This is a genomic window from Roseomonas sp. AR75 (assembly GCF_005222815.1).
GTDB lineage: Bacteria > Pseudomonadota > Alphaproteobacteria > Acetobacterales > Acetobacteraceae > Falsiroseomonas.
Window position 1 is genome coordinate 320,518 of the sequence record NZ_STGB01000006.1, and the last position, 23,402, is coordinate 343,919.

Genomic DNA, 23,402 nt, shown 5'->3' on the forward strand with positions numbered 1-23,402 from the left:
CCTGTCCTCAATCCCCCGTTGCGACCTGGTGCCGCAGCGTCACCTCCTGCCCGGTGCGGGCAGAGTGCAGCAGCGCCAGGCAGGCCTCAAGCGTGGCCATGCCCCAGGCGCCGGTGTGCAGCGGCGCGACGCCGTCCAGCACGGCGGCGCAGAATTCGTCCAGCACCTCGCCGCGCGGCACCTCCGGCAGCGGCGCCTTGTGCAGCCAGCGACGGTCATCGGCATGCACCAGCACACCCTCCGCGGTCAGGCGGAGGTCGGCGCCTTCACAACAGGCGAGCAGGAAGCCGAACTGGTTGTGGAATGCGGGCGGCGCCGGATTGGGCAGGGGCGGCGTGTCGGGGCCGTAGGCGCGGCGTGCCTTGGCCGCCGTCTCGTCGGTGAGCGCGGCGAGCGCGCGGCGGGCGGTGCCGTAGCTTTCGGGATCGCGGCGCTGGCCCATCTCGCCGATCCAGCCCATCAGCTCGTCGGAATCGTAGCGGCCATGGCCGCTGTAGGTCAGCGTCGCGGTGGCGCCATCTGCGAAGCTCAGCAAGGCGGCATAGGCACCTTCGGTCGGTCGGGCGGGATCGAAGCCGAAGGTCTGCGCGCGCAGGCTGCGCAGCAGGCCGCCGCCGAGCAGCCGCACGATGTCGATCTGATGCGCGCCCTGGCTGAACACCACGCCGCCGCCCTGTTCCGTCACCAGTTCCTCCGGCCGGCGCGGGCGGTAGAGGAAATCGGTGAAGGTCAGCGCCGTCATCATCCGCAAGCGTCCATGCGCGCCGGAGGCGATCAGCCGCCGCGCTGCCAGCACCGGCCCGTCCTGGCTGTGGCTGTGGCCGATGACGAGTTGCACGCCCGCGCGCGCCGCCGCCTCCACCATCGCCGCGCAGTCTTCCAGCGTGACGGCCATCGGCTTCTCGACCAGGCAATGCAGGCCGGCGGCGCAGGCGGCCAGCACATCGGCGGCATGGAACTGGTGCGGCGTCGCGATGTAGACCGCCTCCACCTCGGGATCCGCGCAGAGCGCGGCGGCGTCGGCGTAGCCACGGCTGCCCCGAAAATCCTGTGCGAAGCGGGCGCGCGCCTCCGGCCGGGGATCGGCACAGGCGACGAGCTGCACGCGCTGATGCCAGGCCAGCGTCGGCAGCATCAGCGTGAAGGCGCGGCTGAGGCCGACGACGCCGAGCTTCAGCCGCCGCGTCACAGGTCCAGCACCAGCTCATCCGTGCCCGGCGCAGCGCGGGAGACGCAGGGCATGATCTGCGTGGCCTTCTCGTGCTCCATCAGCACGAGGTCGCGATGATCCGCGTTGCCGGCAACCAGCCGCGTGCGGCAGGTGCCGCAGGTGCCGGTCTCGCAGGAGGAGGCGACGTCGTGCCCCGCGGTGCGCAGGGCTTCGAGAATCGTCGTGCCGGCGGGCACCTGGATCACCGCATCGCTGCGCGCAAGCCGCACGCGGAACGGCACGTCATCGGGGCGCGTCGCCGCGGCGCCGGAAAAATCCTCGAAATGCACGGCGGAGGCGGGCCAGTGGCCGGTCATGTCGCGCACCGCCTGCATCAGCCCGCGCGGGCCGCAGCAATGCACGTGGCGACCCTTCGGCTGTTCCAGCACGGGCCAGAGATCGAAGGCGCGGTCGAGGTCGCCGCCATCGTGGTGGACCACCACCTTGCCCTTCAGCGACGGCGCGCGGAGGTCTTCCAGGAAGGCCGTCTCCGCCGGCGAGCGCGTGAGGTAGTAGAGCTTCCAGGGCGGCCGCCCCTCGGCCTGCAACTGGTGGATCATCGCCATGATCGGCGTGATGCCGATGCCGCCCGCGATGAAGATTCGCGACACCGGGCTACCCGCCATTGCGAAGTCGTTGCGCGGTGCCGTGGCCGGCAGCAGGTCGCCGGCCCTGATGCCGTCGCAGAGCGAGGCGCTGCCGCCTTGTCCGTTCGCCTCCCGCTTCACGGCGATGCTGTACCGGCTGGTGTCGCCGGGATCGCTGCACAGCGAATAGCGCCGCACCATGCCGTTCGGCACACGAAGCTGCAGATGCGCGCCGGCGGTGAACTCCGGCAGCGCCGCGCCTTCCGGGTCCGCCAGGTCGAAGCGGTGGATGTCCTGCGCAATGCGCTCGGCGGCCACGACCCGAAGCGGGCGGAAGGCGTCATCCTGCTGCATGCGCGGCTTTCTCCCGTCGGCTCGGACCACTTAGCCTTCTAATCATCCGGGTCAAGTGGGCGCGCGGCCGCCTTGCTGCCCCGGCCCTTAGACTGCTAAGCATCCGATCCTGTCCGGGCCGGCGACCGGAGCGAGGAGGACGCCCATGCTCACGCACGACGAGAACATGCTGCTCTGCCGCGTCGAAGGCGACGCGCCGATGGGCCGCTTCATGCGCCAGCACTGGCTGCCGGTTTGCCTTTCCGAGGAGGTCGAGGAGCCCGAGGGCAAGCCCGTGCGCGTGGAGATTCTGGGCGAGAAGCTGGTCGCCTATCGCGACGCCGAGGGACGGGTCGGCCTGGTCGGCGAGTTCTGCCCGCACCGCAAGGCGTCGCTGGTCTATGGCCGCAACGAGGAAGGCGGGCTGCGCTGCCTGTATCACGGCTGGAAAGTGGACGCCGAGGGCAATGTGGTGGAGATGCCCTCCGAACCGCCGGAAGCCTGCGCCGCCGCGAAGTTCAGGCACCCTGCCTATCCCACCGCCGAGGCGGGCGGCTTCGTCTGGGCCTGGATGGGCGCGCGCGACGCCATGCCGGACTTCGAGCCGCCGCCCTTCGCGCCGACGCCGGAGACGCGTGTCTCCATCGGCACGGCGCGCGTGGATTGCAACTGGGCGCAGGTGGTGGAAGGGCAGATCGACAGCGCGCATTCCTCCTCCCTGCATTCGTCCGACATGGTGCCGGCGCGGGTGGGGCGCGCGGGCGCGAATGCGAAGAACTGGACGCGGCCTTCCACTGACAAGGCGCCGCGGCTGCAGGTGCAACTCACCTCCTACGGCTTCCGCTATGCCGCGATCCGCAGGCCGATCCAGAACGCGGCGACGCACGACTATGTGCGCATCACCACCTTCGTCGCGCCGGTGACCAGCCTGATCCCGCCGAACGCCAGCTACAACGTGGCGCAGGTGACGGTGCCGGTGAACGACACCACCTGCATGTTCCACTTCATCGCCTGGGGCGAGGGGCCGGACGTGCCCTCCATGGCGGAGTGGCGGAAGTTCCTGTCGCTGACCCCCGGCGTGGACGTGGACCCCGCGCATGGCTGGCGGCGCCTGCGCGTGCGGGAGAATGACTACCTGCAGGACCGCAACCTGATGAAGACCGGCAACTTCACGGGTATCAAGGGCATCCCGGCGCAGGACATGGCGATGTGGGAGAGCATGGGCCCGATCGCCGATCGCACCAGCGAGCGCCTGGGCGCGAGCGACGTGGCGATCGTGCAATGGCGCCGGCTGATGATCGAGGCCGCGCGTGCCTTCGCCGAGGGCGCGCCCGCGCTCGGCCGCACGGAGCCGCATGTGCCGCTGCTGGACATCGCGAGCTTCGAAGGCGTGGTGCCGAAGACCGTGGATTGGCGCACGCTCGGCACGACGGAGCTGGAACGCGAGCTCTTCGTCGGCGCGCCGCCGGCCGTCGCCGCAGAGTAGCGCTACCTCCCCCGCCAGCGCCTCCCTCCCCCGTACTTGCGGGGGAGGGATGGGGTTGGGAAGCACCCTGAACGCCTCCGCGCACACGTCACCCAGGCGCCTCTCCCCCACCCCGATCCCCCCCCCCCCCCCCCCCGCGACGTGGCGGGGGAGGGAGCAGGAGCAGCGATGTCCGACCTTCAGCTCTCCATCGCCATCGGCCCCTATGACCGCATGATGCCGCTGGTCCGCGGCGAGGTGCGGATCGACGCGGTGGACCCGCAATTCATGCTGCTGGAGCCGGAGGAGATCTTCTTTCGTGCCATGCGGCACGAGGCCTTCGACATCTGCGAGCTGTCGCTGTCCAGCTACAGCCTGCGCGTCGCGCGCGGCGACAGCCCCTATGTCGCGGTGCCGGTCTATCCCTCCCGCGCCTTCCGCCACACCTGTATCGTGGTGCGCACGGATCGCGGCATCCACACGCCCGCCGATATGCGCGGCAAGCGCATCGGCATGCCGGAATACCAGCTCACCGCCAATGTCTGGGCGCGCGCCATCCTCGAGGAGGAATACGGCGTGCACCAGCGCGACATCGCCTGGGTGCGCGGCGGCTATGAGACGCCGGGCCGCATCGAGAAACTGAGCGTGACGCTGCCCGAAGGCGTGCGCGTGGAGAGTGCGCCGGAGGGCAAGACGATCTCCGGCATGCTCGCGGCCGGCGAGCTGGACGGCGTGATGGGCCCGCGCGCGCCCTCCTGCTTCGAGCGCGGCGACCCCAACATCAGGTGGCTGTTCGACGACCCGACGGCGGAAGCGACGGCATGGTTCGCCAAGACCCGCATTTTCCCGGTGATGCATGTGCTGGGCATCCGGAAGTCGCTGGTCGAGAAGCACGGCTGGCTGCCCGGCGCCGTGATGAAAGCGTTCGAGGCGTCGAAGCGCGTCGCGCTGGAACGCCTGACCGACACCTCCGCCACCAAGGTCACGCTGCCCTTCGTGGAGGAGAATCTGCGCCGCGCCCGCCAGTTGATGGGCGAGGATTTTTTCTCGTATGGCCTGTCAGCCAACCGGCATGTGTTCGAGTATTTCCTGCGTCATCACCATGCGCAGGGCCTGTCGGACCGCGTGCTGTCGCCGGAGGAACTGTTCCACCCGGCGACGCTCGAATCGCACAAGGTGTAGGGCGCTACTGCACCTTGATCTGCGCGGCCTCGATCACGCCGCGCCATTTCGCCGCTTCCGCCGCCATGAATCGCGCGAACTCGGCCGGCGTGTCGCCCACCGGCGCGAAGCCCAGCGTGGTGATGCGCTGGCGCGCTTCCGGCCGGGCCAGGGCCGCGACGAAGACGCCGTGCAGCCGATCGATCACCGGCTGCGGCGTGCCGGCCGGCGCCAGCAGCCCGTACCAGGCTTCCACGGAGATGTCGGGACCGCCAGATTCCTTGACCGTCGGCACCTCCGGGAAGGCGGGGAAGCGCGCAGGCGTGGTGACTGCCAGCGCCACCACATTGCCCGCGCGCACATGCTGCATGCTCGCGGGGCTGTCGAAGAACACCGCGGTGTCGCCGCGCATCACGCTCTGCGTCGCATCCGGCGTCTGGCGATAGGTGACGTTCGTCATCTGGATGCCGGCCGCGCGCAGAAACAGCTCCGTCGCCAGATGCGGCACCGTGCCGTTGCCGGCGGTGGCGTAGTTCAGCGCACCGGGCCGGGCCTTCGCCGCGGCGATCAGGTCGCCGATGGTGCGGAAGCCGAGCTCCTTGTTGGCGATCACCAGCAGCGGGCCGGTCGTCAGGCGCGAGATCGGCGCCAGGTCCTTCGCGGGATCGAAGCCCATGTCGCGATAGAGCCACTGGTTGATCACCAGCGGCGAGGCTGCGTTCAGCACCAGCGTATAGCCATCCGGCGCCGACTGCGTGACCGCACGCGTGCCGATGTTGCCGCCCGCGCCGGCGCGGTTCTCGATCACCACGGGCTGGCCGAGCGCTGCGGCGACCGGCTCGGCCAGCACGCGCGCGACGATGTCCGTGGGGCCGCCGGCGCCGAACGGCACCATGACCTTCACCGGCCGCTCCGGCCAATTCCCCTGCGCGCGCGCGCCCGGCACCACCGCCGGCGCGGCGAGCGTGGCGGCAAGCAGCGCGCGGCGTCGCAAGCGAAGACCCAGCATCGTTCTTCTCCTCCCTGTGGCGCTCGCGGCGCCTTCGTGTCGTTCAGACCGGATAGGCTTCCAGCAGGTCCACCGGATCGCCGTAGCGCTCGGCCATCGCACGGACCGCGGGATCGCGCAGCGAGAGCAGGTAGCCATCCTCGATCATCGGCTTGTTGCCGGCCGTCACCGTGCTGTCATAGGTGACGAGGTCCATGTGGATATGCGGCTCCTCCCAGTTCGGCATGACGCGCCGCAGATACTCGGAAGGCTGCAGCGCATTGATGCCGAAATGCAGCGCGCCCGGGGAATTCGGGCCGGCGGGATAGATGTCGAAGCGCGGCGCCTTCGGCACATGCCCGCAGCCCACCTCCTCCAGCGTGCCGCCGATCAGGTAGTCGCGCAGCACCTCCGCCTCGAAGCCCTCGCCATGCACGGCATGCACCACGTCGTCGCGGAACTCCACGCCGACCGGGCTGGCGAAAGGCTTGTCGAAGCCCACCGCCCATTGCGCCCAGATCATGCCCTCGATGCCGATCTTCTCCTCCGGCTGCAGGCCGACCATGCCGGGTTCGAACAGGTTGGGGCCATGCGTCGGCAGGTAGTGGACGTAGCAGCCATCCTCCTCGGCGGTGTTCTGGCCGCGCCAGCGATTGTGCCGCTTCAGCTTCTGCAGCATCGCGTCGCTGTAAGGGATGCGGAAATCGGTGCCGCGCGGATCGGTGAAGCGCATCAGGAAGTCGCCCTTCTCCGGGAACAGGCGGCCGGTGGCGCGCACGATCTCGCCCAGCAGCTCCACCGGGAACTGCGCCTGCGGCGTGTGCAGCAGGTCCAGGTCGCGGAAGAAGGTGATCTTCACCCAGCGCTGCCCCTTGTTGCGGCGAAGCGCCATGCAGAAGGGATCGATCACGCTGGCGAACCAGGTGGAGACGACGAAGGTCGCCCGTTCCAGCAGCGCCTTCGCCTCGTCCGGGATCGTCACGTAGCGCGTGCTGTCGCCCATGTAGGAGATGAAGGTTGCGCCGCGGCCGCGCGCCAGGCCTTGTACCGCCTGGATCACGCGGGGATCGAGCAGCGGATCGGTCAGCATCACCACATGGTCGCCGGGACGGATCGCCATGACGCGGCAGAAATTGTCCACGCCCTTCATGTAGGCGGCGACGTCGGATTGCGGGTGCGTCAGCTTGCGCGGCAGCCCGCGCCGGGTGGAGGAGGCGAGGATGTCCTCGATCCGGTTGGCGAAGCCGGGCATGACGATCTCCTCCTGGACGGTGCGCGGCGTGGCCGGCCGGCCGTTCAACTTCGAGACCTAAGTATCCCACCGCGCGAAGCTGTCAACCTTGCGGCGGAGGCTCAGCCCTTGCGGTCGCCGGGCAGTGGGATGCCCGTCAGCGCCTGCCAGACGCGAATGACGAAGCCATCGTCCGCACGGCCGTGCCCCATCGCGCTGGCCGCGGTGAAGAGCTGCTGCGCCTGGCTGGCGAGCGGCACCGGATGGTTCAGGCCGCGCGCCATCTCCGCCACCAGGCCGAGGTCCTTGACGAAGATGTCCACCGCGCTGCGTGGGGCGTCGTCGCCTTCCAGCACGCGCGCCATCCGGTTCTCGAACATCCAGGAATTGCCGGCGGCGCTGGTCACCACGTCATAGAGCTGGCGCGGATCGGCGCCGGCGCGGATGCCCAGTGCCATCGCCTCCGCCGCCACGGCGATATGCACGCCGGCCAGAAGCTGGTGCACCACCTTCACGGTGGCGCCGATGCCCGGTGCATCGCCCAGGCGCCAGACCTTGGTGGCGACGGCATCCAGCACGGATTGCGCGCGGTCGAAGGCGGCGGGGCTGCCGGAGGCCATCACCGTCATCTCGCCGCTCGCCGCCTTGGCGGCACCGCCGGAGACGGGCGCATCGAGGTAGAGCAGGCCACGCGCTTCCGCGGTCGCGGCCAGGCGGCGCGCATCGTCGGGCGACATGGTCGCGGAGGAGATCAACACGCCGCCGGGTGCGATGCGCGCGGCGCAGCCGGCCTCACCGAACAGCGCGGCCTCGGTCTGCGCGGCATTCACCACCAGCAGCAGCACGGCGTCCGTGCCTTCCGGGACTTCCGCCGGGCTGGCGCAGGCGGCTCCGCCGGCCGCGACGAATTCGGCGCGCGCGGCCTCCCGCAGGTCGCAGCCGGTGGTGGCCAGGCCCGCCCGCAGGCAGGACTTCGCCGCGCCCATGCCCATGGCACCCAGGCCGATCACCGCAACCTTCATCGTCCGCGCTCCTCCGCTGGCGCCAGGGTCGCGCCCGCGGCCGGTCAGCGCAAGACGAGCACGCCGATCTGGATCACGGCGGCGACGACGAGCAGCACCAGCACGATGCGGCTGAGGGTGGAGATCGGCGGCATCTGCCGCAGATGGTGCGGCCGGGGCGCTGCCGGAAGCCCCCGGCCCGCGCTATGCTTCCGCAGCTCCGCCCTCCGCCGCCGCGTCGCGGCGGCTGGCGAGGACGCGCTTCGCGAAGGAGACCTGCCGTGACCATCGTTCTGCTGCACGGGATCGGCGGCCCTTCCTGGGGCGACCTGCTGCCGGACGCGATGCATTGGCCCATGCCGGGCTTCTGCGGCACGCCCGCGCTGCCGGAGATGACCTTCCCGGCCCTGGCCGATGCGCTGCTGGAATCGCTGGACGTGAATCGGGTGTTCGAGGCGGTGCTGGTCGGGCACTCCATGGGCGGGATGCTCGCGCAGGAATTCTACGCGCGTTTTCCGCACCGCGTGTCGAAGCTGGTGCTCTATGCGACGACCGCGGCCTTCGGCGGCCGAGATCCCTCCTTCGCCGAAGCCTTCCTGAAGGCCCGGCTCGGCCCGCTGGAGGATGGGCGCAGCATGGCCGAGGCGGCGCCGGCCATGCTCGATGGGATGTTCGCCCCCGGCGCCGACCCCGAGGCGATGCCGCGCGCGATCGAGGCGATGGCCGCGATCCCGGTGGATGTCTATCGCGACACGCTGCGCTGCCTGACCACCTTCGACCGCCGCGCAGACCTGCCGAAGATCGCCGTGCCGACCCTGCTGATCGCGGGGGAGCGCGACCAGACCGCGCCGGCGAAGACGATGCAGCGCATGGCGGAGTCCATCCCCGGCGCGCGGCTGCAGGTGATCCCGCATTCCGGGCATCTCGCGCATCTGGAACATCCCGCCGCGTTCCGCGCGGCGTTGCTGCCCTTCCTGGCATGACGATGCCGGCTGCGCGGTATCCGTGCACCGTCATCAGCTGGCCCGTGCTGGCACGCTTTGCGCGCGGCAAGCTGGCAAGCACGGCCCAGCGCACGATCGTCAGCCGAGCAGGGTGATTCGGTGCCCGAAGCTGCGGCTCTCACCGGGCTCCAGGATCTGCAGCGCGGGCTTGTGGTGAAACTCGGTTGGCCGTCCGGCGAAATCCGTATGGCCGGCCCAGGGCTCGATGCACAGGAACTCCGCGCCCGGCTTCATCCAGATGCCGAGCTGTTCGAAGCCCTGCCACGCCACTTCCAGCCCCGGCGCGCCGGGTGCGGAGAAGCGCACATGGCGGCTTGCCGGCGCCAGCATCACCAGCGCGCCGCCATCGAACACGGAATCGCGCAGCGACAGGACGCGGCCATGCACCGGCGAAGGCTGCGGCGTCGGATCGAGCAGCCCGACGTTGCCGGGGCGATAGACTGGGGCCTCTTCCACCTGCTCGAATTCCAGCTTGTGCGAGGCCTTCTGCCCGGCGCCTGGCAACGGCCAGCGGAAGGCAGGATGCGCGCCGATGGAGAAGGGCAGGGGTGCCTCGGCCGGGTTCGTCACGGTGTAGCCGATGGCCAGGCTCGCCTCGTGCACCACGTAGGAAACCTCGAGCCGGAAGGCGAAAGGATAGGCCGTGTGCGTCGCGGGATTGTCGCGCAGCAGGAAGCGGCAGCCGGTGCCGGAATGCTCGGTCAGGTCGAAACGCTGGTCGCGCGCGAAGCCGTGCTGGCCGATGGGGTAGCGCTTGTCGCCTAGCCGCAGCAAATCGTCGTTCAGCCGGCCGATGATGGGGAACAGGATCGGTGCGTGCCGCGGCCAGGCCTCGCCGGCCTGCCACAGGAATTCCTCCCCGGCCGCGTCGCGCAGGCTGCACAGCTCCGCACCCTGTGGCTTCACGCGGGCAGTGACCCGATCGGAGCCGATCTCGACAATGCCGTCTTGACCTTCGCGCTCCGGCTGTATCTCTCGTGCCATGGCCCGCCTCGTCATGCTGCGGAGACTGCCTACCCTGCGCCCCCGGCCTCGCCAAGGCGCGGCGCTGCTGCTGCTCGGCCTGCTGGCGCTGGCCGGCTGCACGCCGGTGGTGCTGCCCGCCGGCCCGGCCATGACCGCGCCAGGATTGCGGGAGGATGCAATCATCGCCGCGGATGGCGCGGAACTGCCGCTGCGCCGCTTCGCGCCGGAAGGCCCGCCGCGCGCCGTGCTGCTGGCGCTGCACGGTTTCAACGATCACTCCGGCAATTTCCTGACCGACAGCATCGAGGCGCTGAACGGCGCCGGCTTGCTGGTCTATGCCTATGACCAGCGCGGCTTCGGCCGTGCGCCGAACCGTGGCTATTGGGCGGGGGCTGAGACGCTGGCGTCCGATGCGAACGCGGCGGCGCGGCTGTTGCGGCGGCGGCATCCGGACCTGCCGCTGTACCTGATGGGCGAGAGCATGGGCGGCGCCGTCGCCATCGTCGCCAGCGGCAGCGACATCCCGCCGCCTGTGGATGGCTATGTGCTGCTCACGCCGGCGATCTGGTCGCGCGAGGCGATGAACGGGCTGATGCGCGGGGGCCTCTGGTTCGTCTCCCGCACCATTCCTGCCTTGCCCTTCCAGGGCGGCGTCGGCGGTGTGGTGGCCAGCGACAACCCGGCCGCGCTGCGCCGCCTCGGCCGCGATCCGCTGGTGATCCGCAGCACGCGGGTGGACTCCGCCGTGGGGCTCGTGGACCTGATGGATGCGGCGGTCGCCGCCCTGCCGCTCTGCTGCCGCAACGCCGCAGGGCAACATGTGCCGACGCTGCTGCTGATCGGCGCGAAGGACAGCGTGGTGCCGAACTTCGCGAGCCGCGCCGCGCTGGCGCGGTTGCCGCCCGGCGCGCCCATGCGCCTCGGCGTCTATGCCGGCGGGTACCACCTGCTGCTGGCGGGGCGCGAGCGTGCGACGGTGGTGGACGACGTTCTCGCCTTCCTGGCTGCGCCGCAGGCGGCCTTGCCGTCCCGCGCGGACGACAACGTCGCGCCCTGGCTGGCCGGGCGCACGTTGCCGGTGACGGCCGTCAATCCAGGGTCTTGAAGACCGCGAACAGTTCGTTCTTCGCCTCGAAGCCGATGCCCGGGATGTCTGGCATCTGCACGCGGCTGTCCCGCACCGGCACGTCGTCGGCGAAGCCGCCAAACGGCGCGAAGACCTCCGGATAGCTCTCGTTCCCGCCGAGGCCGAGCCCGACGGCGATGTTCAGCGCGAATTGGTGCCCGCCATGCGGCACGCAGCGCCGCGGCGACCAGCCATGCTCCACCAGCATCTGCAGCGTGCGCAGGTATTCGACCAGGCCGTAGGACAGCGCCGGGTCGAATTGCAGGATGTCGCGGTTCGGCCGCAGCCCGCCATGGCGGATCAGGTTGCGCGCATCCAGCATGCTGAACAGGTTTTCTCCCGTTGCGATCGGCGGGCCGTAATGCTCGGCCAGCGTCGCATGGGTGCTGTAGTCGAGCGGATCGAGCGGCTCCTCGTACCAGCGCAGGTTGAAGGGGCGCAGCGCGGCGGCGTAGGTCAGCGCGGCATGCAGGCCGAAGCGGCCATTCACGTCCACGCAGAGTTTCTGGCCATCGCCGCCCAGCAGCTTCACCACGGCTTCGATGCGGGCGAGATCCTCCGTCAGCGCCTCCTTCAGGCCGGTGCCGGGCGCGCCGCCGATCTTCATCTTCACGGTGGAATAGCCCATGCCGAGGTAGCGCTTCATCTCCTCGACGAGCTGGTCCACGCCCTTGCCCGGATAGTAGTAGCCGCCGGCGGCATAGACCCACGCCGCCGCGTCGGCCTGGCCGCCATTGTAGCGGTCTGCGAGCAGGCGCCAGAGCGGCACGCCTTCCAGCTTCGCGGCCGCGTCCCAAAGCGCCATGTCCAACACGCCGACGGCGACGCTGCGCTCGCCATGGCCACCCGGCTTCTCGTTCTTCATCATCGCGGCCCAGGCGCCGGCAGGATCGAGGCGGCCCTGCGTGTCGGTGACCTGCGCGTCCGTCGCCTCGGTCAGGCGGGGCACGAACCGTTCCGCCAGCAGGCCCGGCTGGGCGTAGCGACCGTTGGAATTGAAGCCGTAGCCCGTCGCGCGCTTCCCGTCGCCTTCCACCGTCACCGCGACGATCGAGGCCGTCATCTTGGAGAAGTCGATATAGGCGTTGGCGATGGCGCTGCTGATCGGGGCGACGCCCTGCTTCACGCTGACGATGCGCATGCGGTTCGGTCCTGACTTTCCGCCCCCCTTGTCGCCCCGGCCCCGCCGGCCGCACAAGAGGCGACCGAGGAGACACCGATGAGCGACATCCTGCACGAGACGCGCGGGCCCGTGGCCTGGACCACGCTGAACCGCCCCCAGGCCCGCAACGCCATGACCTTCGCCATGTACGAAGGCCTGTTCGAGCAGGCGAAGGCGGTGGCGGAGAACCCCGCCATCCGCGCCTGGGTCATCACCGGCGCCGGCGGCAAGGCCTTCGCGGCGGGGACCGACATCAGCCAGTTCAAGGAATTCCGCACCGGCCAGGATGCGCTGGACTACGAGGCGCGGATCGACCGCGTTCTCTCCGCCATCGAGGACTGCCCGAAGCCGGTGATCGCCGCCATCGCCGGCGCCTGCACCGGCGGCGGGCTCGGCATCGCGGGCGTCTGCGACCTGCGCATCGCCGCGGCCAATGCGCGCTTCGGCCTGCCGATCGCGCGCACCCTGGGCAATTGCCTGTCCATGGCGAACTACGCGCGCTTCGCCGCGCTGATCGGCCCCGCGCGGGTGAAGGAGCTGGTCTTTACCGCCCGTCTCGTCGAGGCCGATGAAGCCCTGAAGGCTGGCCTCGTTTCCGAGTTGCTGGAGACGCCGGAGGCGCTGGAGACGCGCGCGATGGAGTTGGCGAACCACATCGCCGGCCTCGCCCCGCGCACGCTGACCGCGACGAAATTCGCCCTCAAGCGCCTGCGCCAGGCCGCCGGCACGATCCATGGCGACGACCTGGTGACGCTGTGCTTCGGCAGCCAGGATTTCCAGGAGGGCGTGACGGCGTTCCTGGAGAAGCGCGCGCCGAACTGGACCGGGAACTAGACCGGTTTCATCGCGGGCAGACGCGGCGAAACCGGTCTCGCTCCTTGAATGATCGCGTTTCCGAGTCGCCAAGCGTGTCCGCTTGGCTCGAAAATGCTCTATGCGTTCCGTCCCAGCACCTCCTTGTTGACCACCACGTCGGGATCGAGCGTTCCGGCGAAGAACCCAAGGACGGCCGCGGCGCTCTCCAGCGCCATGCGCCGCAGGCCTTCCTGCGTGCTGGCCGCGACATGGGGCGTGAGGATCAGGTTCGGCGCCGAGAGCAGCGCGATCGGCGTCTCGACCGGCTCCTCCTCGAACACGTCGAGGCCGGCGGCGGAGAGATGGCCGTCGGTGAGCGCGGCGGCCAGCGCCGCTTCCTCGACCAGGGTGCCGCGCGCGGTGTTCAGCAGCACCGCGCCGCGCTTCATGCCGCGCAGGAAGGCGCCATCCACCATGCCGCGCGTCTCGGCGTTGGAGGGGCAGTGCAAGGTGACGACGTCCGCCTCCGCTGACGCGGCCGCGAGATCCTCCACCGGCTCGTAGCCGGCGCCGCGGATCGTGCCCTTCGGCATGTAGGGATCGCGCACCAGCACGCGCATGCCGAAGGCCTGGCAGAGCCGCGCGACGCGCGTGCCGATGCGACCGAAGCCGAAGACCAGCACCGTCTTGCCGGCCAGCTCGAAGCTCGGCAGGTTCGCCTGCCCGCCCCAGACAAAACTCCGGACATTCGCGTCATAGCCGCGCAGCTTCCGCATGCTGGCCAGCATGAGCATCAGCGCGTGCTCCGCCACGCTGACGGCATTCGCCTCCGGCGTGATGGTCAGCGGGATCTTCCGGCGGGTCAGCGCGGGCACGTCGATGATGTCGTAGCCGACGCCGTGCCGGGCCAGGATCTGCAACCGGGAACAGTGCGACAGGAAGTCCTCGTCGACGCGGATGGTGCGCAGGATCAGTGCATCGGCTTCCGGCAGGCGCGCCGCCAGACCGGCCGGGCTGCGATCGGTCAACGTCTCCACCGTGAAGCCCGGCGTGGCGCGAATCACCGCCTCCGCATCCGGGTGGATCGGGTGGGAGCAGATCACATGCGGCATACGGCGGCCTTCAGAGTTGGTGATGCGCGGCAGGGCCGAGCACGGCTTCGCGGAAGCGCGCGGTGAGATAGGCGCCCTCGCGCGGCGGCAGCACCAGCGGGTGATTGCCCGGCGCGACCTTGACGTTGGCGAAGACCGGCGCGCTCGCCGCATGGATCGCCTCGCGCAGCGGCCCCAGCTCCTGCGCGCCATGCACCACGCGGGAATCCGCGATGCCGGCGCCGCGCGCGATGGCGGCGAGGTCCACGCCGTGGCGCGTCGCCGTCTCCTGCCCGCCTGTCTCGCTGTAATGCTCGTTGTCGAGCACCACGACCGAGAGATTGGCCGGCTTCTTCACCGCGATGGTGCAAAGCGCGCCGAGGCCCATCAGCATCTCGCCATCGCCGGTGATCACCAGCACGCGGCGCTGCGGCTGCGCCAGCGCGAGGCCGAGGCCCAGCATCGCCGCCCCGCCCATGCCGCCCCAGAGCGGAAAATTCTGCGGGCAATCGCCCGCTTCCGTGATGTCCCAGGCGGAGGCGCCGAGCCCCGCCACCACCAGAAGGTCGCCGCGATCCTTGAGCAGGGCCGGCACCACCTCGCGTCGGTCGAGCATCGCCCTCAATCCTTGCCGAAGGTCTTGGCGCCGATCAGCCGCTGCCCGAGCAGCGCCGCGGTCGGGCGATAGGTGTTGAAGGCGAGGCGGATCACCGCATCCACCACCGCCGGCACGTCCTGCGGCACGTCCGCGCGGCGCACCAGCGTGCCCATCGCTTCCAGCGTCGGCTGCACGGCGTTGCCCATCGGGATCTGCGCCGGGTTGAACTCCCCGAAGTCGCCGCGCATCGTCACGACCATCGGCAGCGGCGCGCGGTGCAGCACCGCCAGCGACAGCATGTTGATGCAGTTGCCGACGCCGGAGGACTGCATCAGCAGCACGCCCTTCGCGCCGCCGAGCCAGGAGCCCACGAGCATCGCCACGCCCTCCTCCTCGGTGGTCAGCGTCACGACGGTCATGGCGGGGTCGGCCAGGCAGCGGCGGATCAGCCGGGCGTGCCCGGCATCCGGCACCAGCGCCACCTGCGTGATGCCGTGGGTCTTGAGGATATCGAAGATGCGGTCCGGCCAATCGGCCGCCGCATCGGGGCGCATTTCCAGCGCGTCGCGGTCCATCCCGGTCCTCCCGAAGAGGGCGCATCCTTGGGCGGGGTCGTGCGGGCTGGCAAGACGGGGCGGGGGATGCCATCTGTGGCGGCATGGGCTTCGCGCACACGGTGGGCGGCACGCGCCATGTCTTTTCCGACCTCCGCACCCTGCTGGCGCGGGCAACGCCGCTGCGCTCCGGCGACGTGCTGGCCGGCGTGGCGGCGGAAAGCGCGGCGGAGCGCGTGGCCGCGCAGCGCGCCCTGGCCGACCTGCCGCTTTGCCATTTTCTTTCGGAAACGGTGGTTCCCTACGAGGACGACGAGGTCACGCGGCTGATCGTTGATGGCCACGACGCTGCCGCCTTCGCGCCGGTGTCGCACCTCACCGTCGGCGGCTTCCGCGACTGGCTGCTGGGCGACGCGGATAGCGCCGCGCTGGCAGCCCTGGCGCCCGGCCTGACGCCGGAGATGGTGGCGGCGGTCAGCAAGATCTGCCGGCTGCAGGACCTGGTGACGATCGCCGCCAAGTGCCGGGTGACCACGCGCTTTCGCAACACCATTGGCCTGCCGGGCACGCTCTCGATCCGGTTGCAGCCCAACGATCCCGTGGACGCCCCGAAGGGCGTCGCCGCGCAGATCCTGGACGGCCTGTTGCTGGGTGCGGGCGATGCCGTGATCGGCGTGAACCCCGCCACCGACAACGTCGAGAATCTCTGCCGCCTGCTGGCGATGCTGGACGGCATCCGCACGCGCTTCGATATCCCGACGCAGACCTGCGTGCTGGCGCATGTCACCACCACGCTGCTGGCGATCGAGCGCGGCGCTCCGGTGGACCTGGTGTTCCAGTCCATCGGCGGCACCCAGGCCACGAATGAAAGCTTCGGCGTGTCGCTCGCGCTGCTGCAGGAAGCGCGGGAGGCCGCGCTGGCCTTGAAGCGCGGCACCCTCGGCGACGACCTGATGTATTTCGAGACCGGGCAGGGCAGCGCGCTGAGCGCGGAGGCGCATCACGGCTGCGACCAGCAGACCATCGAGGCGCGCGCCTACGCCGTGGCCCGCGCCTTCTCGCCGCTGCTGGTGAACAGCGTGGTCGGCTTCATCGGCCCGGAATACCTGTTCGACGGCAAGCAGATCACGCGTGCGGGGCTGGAGGACCATTTCTGCGGCAAGCTGCTCGGCCTGCCGATGGGTGTGGATGTTTGCTACACCAACCACGCGGAGGCCGACCAGGACGACATGGATGCGCTGCTGACGCTGCTCGGCGTCGCGGGCGTCACCTATGTGATGGGCGTCGCGGGCGCGGATGACGTGATGCTCGCCTACCAGTCCACCTCCTTCCACGACGGGCTCTATGCGCGCGCCGCCCTCGGCAAGCGGCCCGCACCGGAATTCGCCGCCTGGCTGGGACGCATGGGCCTGGCGGAGCGCACGCCGGATGCGCTGCCTGCGCCGATGACGGACCTGCTGCGATGAGCGCGCCGACCTTGTGGCGCGACCTGCGGCGGTACACCCCGGCGCGCGTCGCGCTCGGCCGCGCCGGCAACGCGCTGCCGACAGCGGCGCATCTCGACTTCCAGGAAGCGCATGCGCGCGCCCGCGACGCCGTCTGGTCCGCGCTGGACGTTCCGGCGCTGGAGCGCGACGTCGCCGCGCTGGGTGCCTCCGTGCATCGCGTGGCGAGCGCCGCGCCGGATCGGCGCAGCTATCTGCTGCGGCCCGATCTCGGGCGGCGCTTGCCGGATGCGGATGCCGCCGCGCTGGCGGATGCCGCGATGCCTGGCAGCTTTGCCATCGTGCTGGCCGACGGGCTCTGCGGCACCGGCGTGCAGGCGCATGCGGTGCCGATGCTGGCGGCACTGCTGCCCGGCCTGCGCGCCGCCGGTTGGCGCCTCGCGCCCGTGGTGATCGCGCACCAGGCGCGCGTGGCCCTCGGCGATGCAATCGGCGAGTCCCTGCAGGCCGCCGCGGTCGCCGTGCTCATCGGCGAGCGCCCGGGCCTCTCGGCCACCGACAGCCTGGGCTGCTACCTGACCTGGGCGCCGCGGCGCGGCCGCAGCGATGCCGAGCGCAACTGCATCAGCAACATCCGCCCGGAGGGCCTGCCGCCGGACGACGCCGCGCGCAAGCTGCTGTGGCTGGTCGCCGCCGCGAAGCGGCTTGGCCAGACCGGAGTCGCGCTGAAGGACGAGGAGCCGGCGGTGTCGGCGCTGTCAGCCGAAGACGTCGGCCGGCGAATCGGCCCTTAAGCTCGCGCCGAGTTCCTGCCCGAGCCGCGCCGCATCCGCCTTCGCGCCGCACAGGCGTCGCTTCAGGAGGAAGGATCCGTCGGCGCGCGCGACCAGCCCGGTCAGCTCCACACTGCCATCCGCCTGCAGCCGCGCATGGCCGCCGATCGGCGTGCGGCAGGAACCGTCCAGCTCGGCCAGCAGCGCGCGCTCCGCACGGCTGGCGATGGCGGCCTCGGGGTCCTCGATGATGGAGAGCAGCTCACGCAGTTCCACGTCGTCGGTGCGCACCGTCACGCCGACGATGCCCTGGCAGGTCGCGGGCACCATGATCTCCGGGTCGAGAACGCTGCCGGCCTCATGCGCCAGTTCCAGGCGGCGCAGACCGGCGAGCGCCAGCAGCGAGGCCTGCGGCCCGCCCTCGGCGCGCACCTTGGCCAGCCGGGATCCGACATTGCCGCGGATCATCTCCACCTGCAGGTCGGGGCGTGCATGCAGAAGCTGGCTCTGCCGGCGGACGGAAGCGGTGCCGACAAGCGCGCCGTGTGGCAGGCAGGCGAAGGGGTCCTCCGCGTGGGGCGCGTTGCATTCCGGGCCGAGCACGATGGCATCGCGCGGATCCTCCCGGCGCAGCGTGCAGGCCAGCGCGATGCCCGGCGGCAGTTCCGTCTCCAGGTCCTTCAGGCTGTGCACGGCGAAATCGATGCGCCCGTCCGCCAGCGCCTCGTGGATCTCCTTCGCGAAGAGTCCCTTGCCGCCGATATCCGCCAGGCGCTTGTCCTGGATCTTGTCGCCGCTCGTCGCGATCTGATGTTCCTCGAAGGCGTTCACCTCCCGCAAGAGCGGGCAGACCCGGGTGATCAGCGAGAGGAAATGCCGCGTCTGCCACAGCGCGAGCGGCGAGCCGCGCGTGCCGACGCGCAGGGGCAGCGCGCGCGTCGTGCCGTGGCGATGCGGGGAGCCGCCGCCCGCGGAGCGGGCATCGAGGGCGGCGTCGAGCGAGGAAAGGCGCATCAGTCAGTCACTCCAGCGGGTCGCACGCGGGTCATGCACGGGCGAACCCGAACAGGTGGGCTAGGTCTTTGAAGAAGATCCGCACATGCGCCAGCGGATCGCGGCGCACGAGTTCCTTGTTCATGTAGCTCTGCCAGGTCAGGCGCTGGACGTCCTTGTCCTCGCAGATCTTGACGAACTTCTCCCGCCGCTTGTCGGAGGAGTACCAGAAATACTGCATGATCCCGAGGATCCAGAAGACGCGGCCGTGCTGCTTCATGAAGCGCTTGCGCGCCAGGCCGAGCGCCGCGGGATTGCCGGACGCACTGAATTCCTCCGCTGCGTCGGCGGCCAGCCGCCCGCCGAGCATCGCGTAGTAGATCCCCTCGCCGGAGGCCGGCGCGACGACACCCGCGGCGTCGCCCGCCAGGAGCACGTCGCGGCCGTTGTCCCACTTCTTCAGCGGCTTGAGCGGGATCGGCGCGCCTTCGTGGCGGATGGTGCGCACGCGGTCGAAGCCCGTGGCCTTGCGCAGCTCCGCCACCGAGCCGCGCAGCCCGAAGCCCTTGTGCATGGAGCCGGTGCCGATGCTGACGCGGTCCCCATGCGGGAAGATCCAGGCGTAGAAGTCGGGCGAGAGCTTCCCCTGGTAATAGACGTCGCAGCGGTCGGCGTCGTATTTCGGCACCTCGTCCTTCGGCGCCTCGACGATCTCGTGATAGGCGAAGACGCACTTCACCTTGTCCGCGCCCGGCACGGCCTGCTTGCCCACCTGGCTTCGTGCGCCATCGGCGCCGATCACCAGGCGGGCGCGCACGCGGGCGAGCGGCGCATCATCCTTCGCGCCTTTCGGCCGGTATTCCACCACCGCGACGCCATCGGGGTCGCGCGCAAGCGTCTCGAAGCTGCCGGTGGCGCGCACCGCGCCGGCCTCGGCTGCGCGCACGCGGAGGAACTCGTCGAAATCCTCGCGGTCCACCATGCCGACATAGCCGCCGGTGTCGATCGGCATGTCGACCTCCTTGTCGGAGGGCGAGACCATGCGGGCCGAGGTGATGCGCGCGACGATCAGATGAGCGGGGATATCGAAGTCGCGGATCAGCCGCGGCGGGATCGCGCCGCCACACGGCTTGATGCGCCCTGCCTTGTCCAGCAGCAGCACGCTGCGGCCGTTGCGCGCCAGTTCATGCGCCGCCGTCGCGCCGGAAGGCCCGCCGCCCACCACCACGACATCGAAGGTCTCGGCCGTCATCCCGCTTCCCCTGTCATGGTGCGGCCGGCGCCGCGTTGCCGAAGCCGCTGGCGCGTTCGGCGGCGCCCTTGCCGATGCGCAAGGCGAGTGCGGCCGCAACCAGGAACAGCGCCGCATCCGCCAGGAACACCACGGCAAAGCCGCCGCTCGCACTGCCGGTGAGAAGCCGCCCGAGGTCCAGCACCACCGTGCCGAGGAATCCGCCGAGGCCGAAGGCGATGGCCTGCGCCGCGCCGAACATCCCCATGCGCACGCCCTCGCGCCCGGGCCGGCCGTCGGCGACGAGTTGCATCATCGCGGCAATGGCCGCGGCGGCGAAGGCGCCATTCGCGACGCCCAGCGCGAAGAAGGCGGAGCGTAGCGGGAAATCGCCGCCCTGCGCCCCGGCGAAGGCGAGCACCAGCAGCACGCCGCAGGCCAGCAGGCACCCGCCGAGGATCCAGCCGCGCAGCGCGCGGATTCCACCTTTCGCCAGGCTGCCGACGATCGCGATCAGGATCATCCCCGCCAGCACGCCGCCATGCTGCACGGAAGAGAGGCGCGTGGATTCGCCGAGCGTCATGCCGAACACCGCGCCGGCGAAAGGCTCCAGGATCAGGTCCTGCGCGCTGTAGGCCAGCATGGAGACGAAGACGAAGAGCGTGAAGTGACGCGCCACCGGCTCGTCCCACACCTCGCGCAGCGCGGTGCGGAAGGCGGTCGGCGCCACATGCTCCCGCCGCGCGGCGACCGAGCCTTCGATGCCCGCCACGGCGAGCAGCGCAACAACGAAGGCGATGACCGAGACGGCCGCGCTGACCGCGATCAGGCGCTCCGGCGCATAGGGATCGAGCAGGCGGCCGGTCGTCGCGGTGGTCACCACAAAGCCCGCGATCATCATGATCCAGACGATGGAGGCCGCGGCCGGCTTGCGGGCCGGCGCCACGCGAGCGGCCAGCAGCACCAGCAGCGAGGTTCCCGCCGCGCCCACGCCAACACCGACCAGCAGGAAGGCGATCACGGCGAGCAGGATGCCCGGCAGCGGCGCCGTGGCCATCCACGCCGTCGCCACCGCGGCGAGCACGCCGCCCAGGCCGAGCACCGCCATGCCGCCGATGATCCAGGGCGTGCGCCGCCCGCCCTGGTCCGAGCCATGCCCGAGCCGCGGCCGCAGCATCTGCACCGCGTAGTGCAGCCCGACCAGCACGCCGGGCAGCGTCGCCGGCAGCGCGTGCTCCACCACCATCACCCGGTTCAGCGCGGCCGTGGTCAGCACGACGATCGCGCCGAGCGCCGTCTGCACCAGCCCAAGGCGGAGGATGCCGAGCCAGCCGAGGGGGGCCTGCATGCTCATGGCGCCAGCGCCACCGAGCAGGTCATCATGCCCGCGACGAACAGCGTCACGCCTGCGCCATTGTACCAGGGCGCCAGTCCGCGCGGATCGGTCAGCCACTTGCGCATGGCCAGGCCCTGCAGCCCGACCAGCACCGCGACGATGCCCGCCGCCACCGGCAAGCCCCAGACGAGCAGCAGCGCGACGACGATCATCTGCGGCACCGCCATCACCCAGCACGCCGCCAGCGCCGCGCGTTCCGGCCCCAACATCACCGGCAGGGATTGCAGGCCGAAGCGGCGGTCGCCCTCGATCGACTTGAAGTCGTTGATCGTCATGATGCCATGCGCCGCGAGGCCGTAGAGCAGCGCCACCGCCACCACGCGCGGATCCGGGGCCATGCCGGCCAGAACCGCCGCGCCGGTGATCCAGGGCAGCGCCTCGTAGCTCAGGCCGCAGGCGAGCGGACCCCAGATGCCGCTGCGCTTCAGCCGCAGCGGCGGCGCGCTGTAGATCCAGGCGAGCGTGCAGGCCAGCACCGTCGCGCCGAACCCCCAGGGCCCCAGCAGGGCGCCGACGAACAGCGACACGCCTGTCCAGCCGATCGCGACATACAGGCCCCACCGGCCGGGCATGCGTCCGGAGGGAATCGGCCGGTGCGGCTCGTTCACCGCATCCACATGCCGGTCGAACCAGTCGTTCACCGCCTGGCTCATCCCGCAGACCAGCGGCCCTGCCAGCAGGACGCCGAGAAGCGCCATCGGCCAGCGATCCCACAGCGAGGCGCCGGAGGCGACCACACCGCAGGCGAACGCCCACATGGGCGGAAACCAGGTGACCGGCTTCAGCAGTTCCAGCACCACGGCCGGCGAGGGCCGCGTGCGCGTAACGGTGGCGGTGATGTCTGCCTGGCCGGACATTCAGCTCTCCGGCCCGTCATCGCCGAGGTCGCCGAGCCCGTAGCGCCGCAGCTTCACGTAAAGGCTCTGCCGGCTGAGCCCGAGCATCTCGGCCGCGGAGGCGCGGTTGTCGCCGGTGAGGTCCAGCGCCGCCTCGATGCACAGCCGCTCGATCGCGTCCGTGGCCTCCCGCACCAGGTCCTTCAGCGGGACGCGGCCGATCAGCTCGGTCAACTGCTCGACGGATCGGGTCGCGCCGTTGCCCATGCGCGCCGGCGGCTTCGCCCGGGGCCCGATGTCACGCAGCAGGAAGCCGAAGCAGGGCTCCCCCCCATGCAGCACCGAGACGGCGGAAACCTCGACTTCCGTCAGCGCGCCGAGGTCGCCGCGCAGCATGGTCGTGAACATCCGGACGGAGCCGCGGCTTCGCAACGTCGCCAGCAGCACTTCCAGTTCGACGCCCTGCCGGCCCACCCAGCGCTCCAGCGCGACGCCACGCGCCTGCTCCTCGCCGGTGATCTGCACCATGTCCAGGAAGGCGGCGTTGGCGCTGAGGATGCGCGCATCGCGGTCCGTCACGACGAAGGCGTCCGGCACGCCGTCCATCACCTTCAGCAGCCTGGCGCCCTGCGCCACATTGCCATCGGCCGCCGCGGCGCCCTCCGCGCGTTCCAGCCGCACCAGGATCAGGACGCTGCCTTCCTGGCGGAAGGTGGAGGCCGAGACCAGCAGTTCCGGCCCGTCCTCGCCCAACCGGGCGCGCATGTCGTCCACGCGTCCGGCGCTGCGCAGCGTGGCGAGCATGGTCTGCAACCCCGCGCGATCCTGCGCGCAGAACAACTCCGGCACGGGTCGGCCTGGCAGGCGCCGCGTGGCCTGGGCGAACAGGCGCTGGGCCGCGGGATTGGCTTCGAGGATGCGCAGCGACTCGGAATCCAGCACCAGCAGCGGATCCACGGACATCTGGAACAGCAGCCGGTAGCGGGTCTCTGCCTGGCGCAGGCGGGAATAGTCGCGCTCCATCGACTGCTGCACCTCGACCAGGCGCTGTTGCAGCTGGGAGAGCGGACGAAGATCGCGACCGAACACCACGCGCCGCCCGGCGCGGCCGAGCGGCGCGATGGCGCAGAGGATCGGCACGGTGCTGCCTTCGGCCAGCACGTGGTTCACATGGCGCCAGCGCGGCGCATCCGAAGGCGTCGACGGATCGAGCAGCGCCTCCACCTTGCCGCGGCTGTCGCGGCTGACCGTGTCGATCCAGGGGCGGCCGAGCCAGGTGCCGCCATTGTCGAGGTCGTTCGCCAGCTCGTCGCTGCCGAAGCCGACATCGCGGATCGCGCCGGCATCATCCAGCACGAGAGCGACATCCGCGGACGCGACAACCAGTCCCGATGCCGCCTCCGCATCGAGCTGTCCGAGCGACGTCTTGGGGGCATTGAATGCTCTCACACCGCAT

22 protein-coding genes are annotated in these 23,402 nt (G+C 70.7%); 7 read left to right on the forward strand and 15 right to left on the reverse strand.

From position 1 onward, the window contains the following. Positions 1 to 7: 7 nt before the first annotated feature. Positions 8 to 1,189, reverse strand: coding sequence for a Gfo/Idh/MocA family protein (locus tag E4T13_RS26075; protein WP_240791298.1), 1,182 nt, complete (start codon positions 1,187 to 1,189; stop codon positions 8 to 10). Next, the gene (locus E4T13_RS26080; RefSeq protein WP_137181280.1) at positions 1,186 to 2,151 is read right to left on the reverse strand and encodes a PDR/VanB family oxidoreductase; all 966 of its coding nucleotides are present in this window, start codon (positions 2,149 to 2,151) and stop codon (positions 1,186 to 1,188) included. Before E4T13_RS26080 ends, E4T13_RS26075 begins: the two co-directional genes overlap by 4 nt. A 145-nt stretch (positions 2,152 to 2,296) precedes the next feature. Here E4T13_RS26080 and E4T13_RS26085 point away from each other — a divergent pair, with 145 nt between their 5' ends. Beyond that, positions 2,297 to 3,616, forward strand: a complete 1,320-nt coding sequence (locus tag E4T13_RS26085) for a Rieske 2Fe-2S domain-containing protein (RefSeq protein WP_137181281.1) — start codon at positions 2,297 to 2,299, stop codon at positions 3,614 to 3,616. 168 nt (positions 3,617 to 3,784) lie between these two features. Then, the gene (locus E4T13_RS26090; RefSeq protein WP_137181282.1) at positions 3,785 to 4,777 is read left to right on the forward strand and encodes a PhnD/SsuA/transferrin family substrate-binding protein; all 993 of its coding nucleotides are present in this window, start codon (positions 3,785 to 3,787) and stop codon (positions 4,775 to 4,777) included. Positions 4,778 to 4,781: 4 nt separating this feature from the next. Here the strand turns inward: E4T13_RS26090 and E4T13_RS26095 are convergent, their stop codons facing one another. Genes E4T13_RS26095 through ltnD form a run of 3 tightly spaced genes read right to left on the reverse strand, consistent with a single transcriptional unit; the run spans position 4,782 to position 7,997 of the window. Beyond that, the gene (locus tag E4T13_RS26095) at positions 4,782 to 5,765 is read right to left on the reverse strand and encodes a tripartite tricarboxylate transporter substrate binding protein (protein ID WP_170985258.1); all 984 of its coding nucleotides are present in this window, start codon (positions 5,763 to 5,765) and stop codon (positions 4,782 to 4,784) included. Between the two features lie 43 nt (positions 5,766 to 5,808). Continuing rightward, the gene (locus tag E4T13_RS26100) at positions 5,809 to 7,044 is read right to left on the reverse strand and encodes a hypothetical protein (RefSeq protein WP_137181284.1); all 1,236 of its coding nucleotides are present in this window, start codon (positions 7,042 to 7,044) and stop codon (positions 5,809 to 5,811) included. A 53-nt stretch (positions 7,045 to 7,097) separates the two neighbouring features. Continuing rightward, entirely contained in the window at positions 7,098 to 7,997 is a 900-nt protein-coding gene (gene ltnD / locus E4T13_RS26105) for an L-threonate dehydrogenase (protein WP_137181285.1), read from the reverse strand. A 260-nt stretch (positions 7,998 to 8,257) separates the two neighbouring features. Here ltnD and E4T13_RS26110 point away from each other — a divergent pair, with 260 nt between their 5' ends. Next, positions 8,258 to 8,959, forward strand: coding sequence for an alpha/beta fold hydrolase (locus E4T13_RS26110; RefSeq protein ID WP_170985259.1), 702 nt, complete (start codon positions 8,258 to 8,260; stop codon positions 8,957 to 8,959). 99 nt (positions 8,960 to 9,058) lie between these two features. Here E4T13_RS26110 and E4T13_RS26115 read toward each other — a convergent pair whose 3' ends face one another. Beyond that, complete coding sequence (locus E4T13_RS26115) at positions 9,059 to 9,964, reverse strand: aldose 1-epimerase family protein (protein ID WP_137181287.1); 906 nt, start codon at positions 9,962 to 9,964, stop codon at positions 9,059 to 9,061. Between E4T13_RS26115 and E4T13_RS26120 the strand changes: the two genes are divergently transcribed. After that, a complete protein-coding gene (locus E4T13_RS26120) occupies positions 9,963 to 11,051 on the forward strand; it encodes an alpha/beta hydrolase (RefSeq protein ID WP_240791299.1) in 1,089 nt (362 codons plus the stop codon). The genes E4T13_RS26115 and E4T13_RS26120 overlap by 2 nt on opposite strands. Here the strand turns inward: E4T13_RS26120 and E4T13_RS26125 are convergent. Beyond that, positions 11,035 to 12,213 carry an enolase C-terminal domain-like protein gene (locus tag E4T13_RS26125; RefSeq protein ID WP_137181288.1) on the reverse strand — a complete coding sequence of 393 codons (1,179 nt, stop codon included), beginning with the start codon at positions 12,211 to 12,213 and terminating at the stop codon, positions 11,035 to 11,037. The genes E4T13_RS26120 and E4T13_RS26125 overlap by 17 nt on opposite strands. Positions 12,214 to 12,291: 78 nt before the next feature. Here E4T13_RS26125 and E4T13_RS26130 point away from each other — a divergent pair, with 78 nt between their 5' ends. Next, positions 12,292 to 13,068 (forward strand): enoyl-CoA hydratase/isomerase family protein, encoded by a 777-nt coding sequence (locus E4T13_RS26130; RefSeq protein WP_137181289.1) that lies wholly within the window; start codon positions 12,292 to 12,294, stop codon positions 13,066 to 13,068. Positions 13,069 to 13,166: 98 nt separating this feature from the next. Here E4T13_RS26130 and E4T13_RS26135 read toward each other — a convergent pair whose 3' ends face one another. Genes E4T13_RS26135 through E4T13_RS26145 form a run of 3 tightly spaced genes read right to left on the reverse strand, consistent with a single transcriptional unit; the run spans position 13,167 to position 15,293 of the window. Next, a complete protein-coding gene (locus E4T13_RS26135) occupies positions 13,167 to 14,141 on the reverse strand; it encodes a hydroxyacid dehydrogenase (protein ID WP_137181290.1) in 975 nt (324 codons plus the stop codon). 10 nt (positions 14,142 to 14,151) lie between these two features. Then, a complete protein-coding gene (locus E4T13_RS26140; protein WP_137181291.1) occupies positions 14,152 to 14,736 on the reverse strand; it encodes a thiamine pyrophosphate-dependent enzyme in 585 nt (194 codons plus the stop codon). 5 nt (positions 14,737 to 14,741) lie between these two features. Next, positions 14,742 to 15,293: a thiamine pyrophosphate-binding protein gene (locus E4T13_RS26145; protein ID WP_137181292.1), complete on the reverse strand. Its 552-nt coding sequence runs from the start codon at positions 15,291 to 15,293 to the stop codon at positions 14,742 to 14,744. Between the two features lie 83 nt (positions 15,294 to 15,376). Here E4T13_RS26145 and E4T13_RS26150 point away from each other — a divergent pair, with 83 nt between their 5' ends. After that, complete coding sequence (locus E4T13_RS26150; RefSeq protein ID WP_137181293.1) at positions 15,377 to 16,738, forward strand: ethanolamine ammonia-lyase subunit EutB; 1,362 nt, start codon at positions 15,377 to 15,379, stop codon at positions 16,736 to 16,738. After that, positions 16,735 to 17,511, forward strand: a complete 777-nt coding sequence (eutC, locus tag E4T13_RS26155) for an ethanolamine ammonia-lyase subunit EutC (protein ID WP_137181294.1) — start codon at positions 16,735 to 16,737, stop codon at positions 17,509 to 17,511. The genes E4T13_RS26150 and eutC overlap by 4 nt, the downstream gene beginning before the upstream one ends. Here eutC and hemC read toward each other — a convergent pair. From hemC to ppsR, 5 genes are read right to left on the reverse strand one after another with little or no spacing between them, the layout of a single operon-like run. Further along, entirely contained in the window at positions 17,476 to 18,504 is a 1,029-nt protein-coding gene (gene hemC, locus E4T13_RS26160; RefSeq protein WP_137181295.1) for a hydroxymethylbilane synthase, read from the reverse strand. The two genes, eutC and hemC, sit on opposite strands and share 36 nt — an antisense overlap. Before the next feature lie 31 nt (positions 18,505 to 18,535). Next, complete coding sequence (locus E4T13_RS26165) at positions 18,536 to 19,735, reverse strand: geranylgeranyl diphosphate reductase (protein ID WP_137181296.1); 1,200 nt, start codon at positions 19,733 to 19,735, stop codon at positions 18,536 to 18,538. Positions 19,736 to 19,748: 13 nt separating this feature from the next. Further along, entirely contained in the window at positions 19,749 to 21,068 is a 1,320-nt protein-coding gene (locus E4T13_RS26170; protein WP_240791300.1) for a BCD family MFS transporter, read from the reverse strand. Then, a complete protein-coding gene (gene chlG / locus E4T13_RS26175; RefSeq protein ID WP_137181297.1) occupies positions 21,065 to 21,967 on the reverse strand; it encodes a chlorophyll synthase ChlG in 903 nt (300 codons plus the stop codon). Before chlG ends, E4T13_RS26170 begins: the two co-directional genes overlap by 4 nt. After that, the gene (ppsR, locus tag E4T13_RS26180; RefSeq protein ID WP_137181298.1) at positions 21,968 to 23,395 is read right to left on the reverse strand and encodes a transcriptional regulator PpsR; all 1,428 of its coding nucleotides are present in this window, start codon (positions 23,393 to 23,395) and stop codon (positions 21,968 to 21,970) included. Positions 23,396 to 23,402 lie beyond the last annotated feature (7 nt).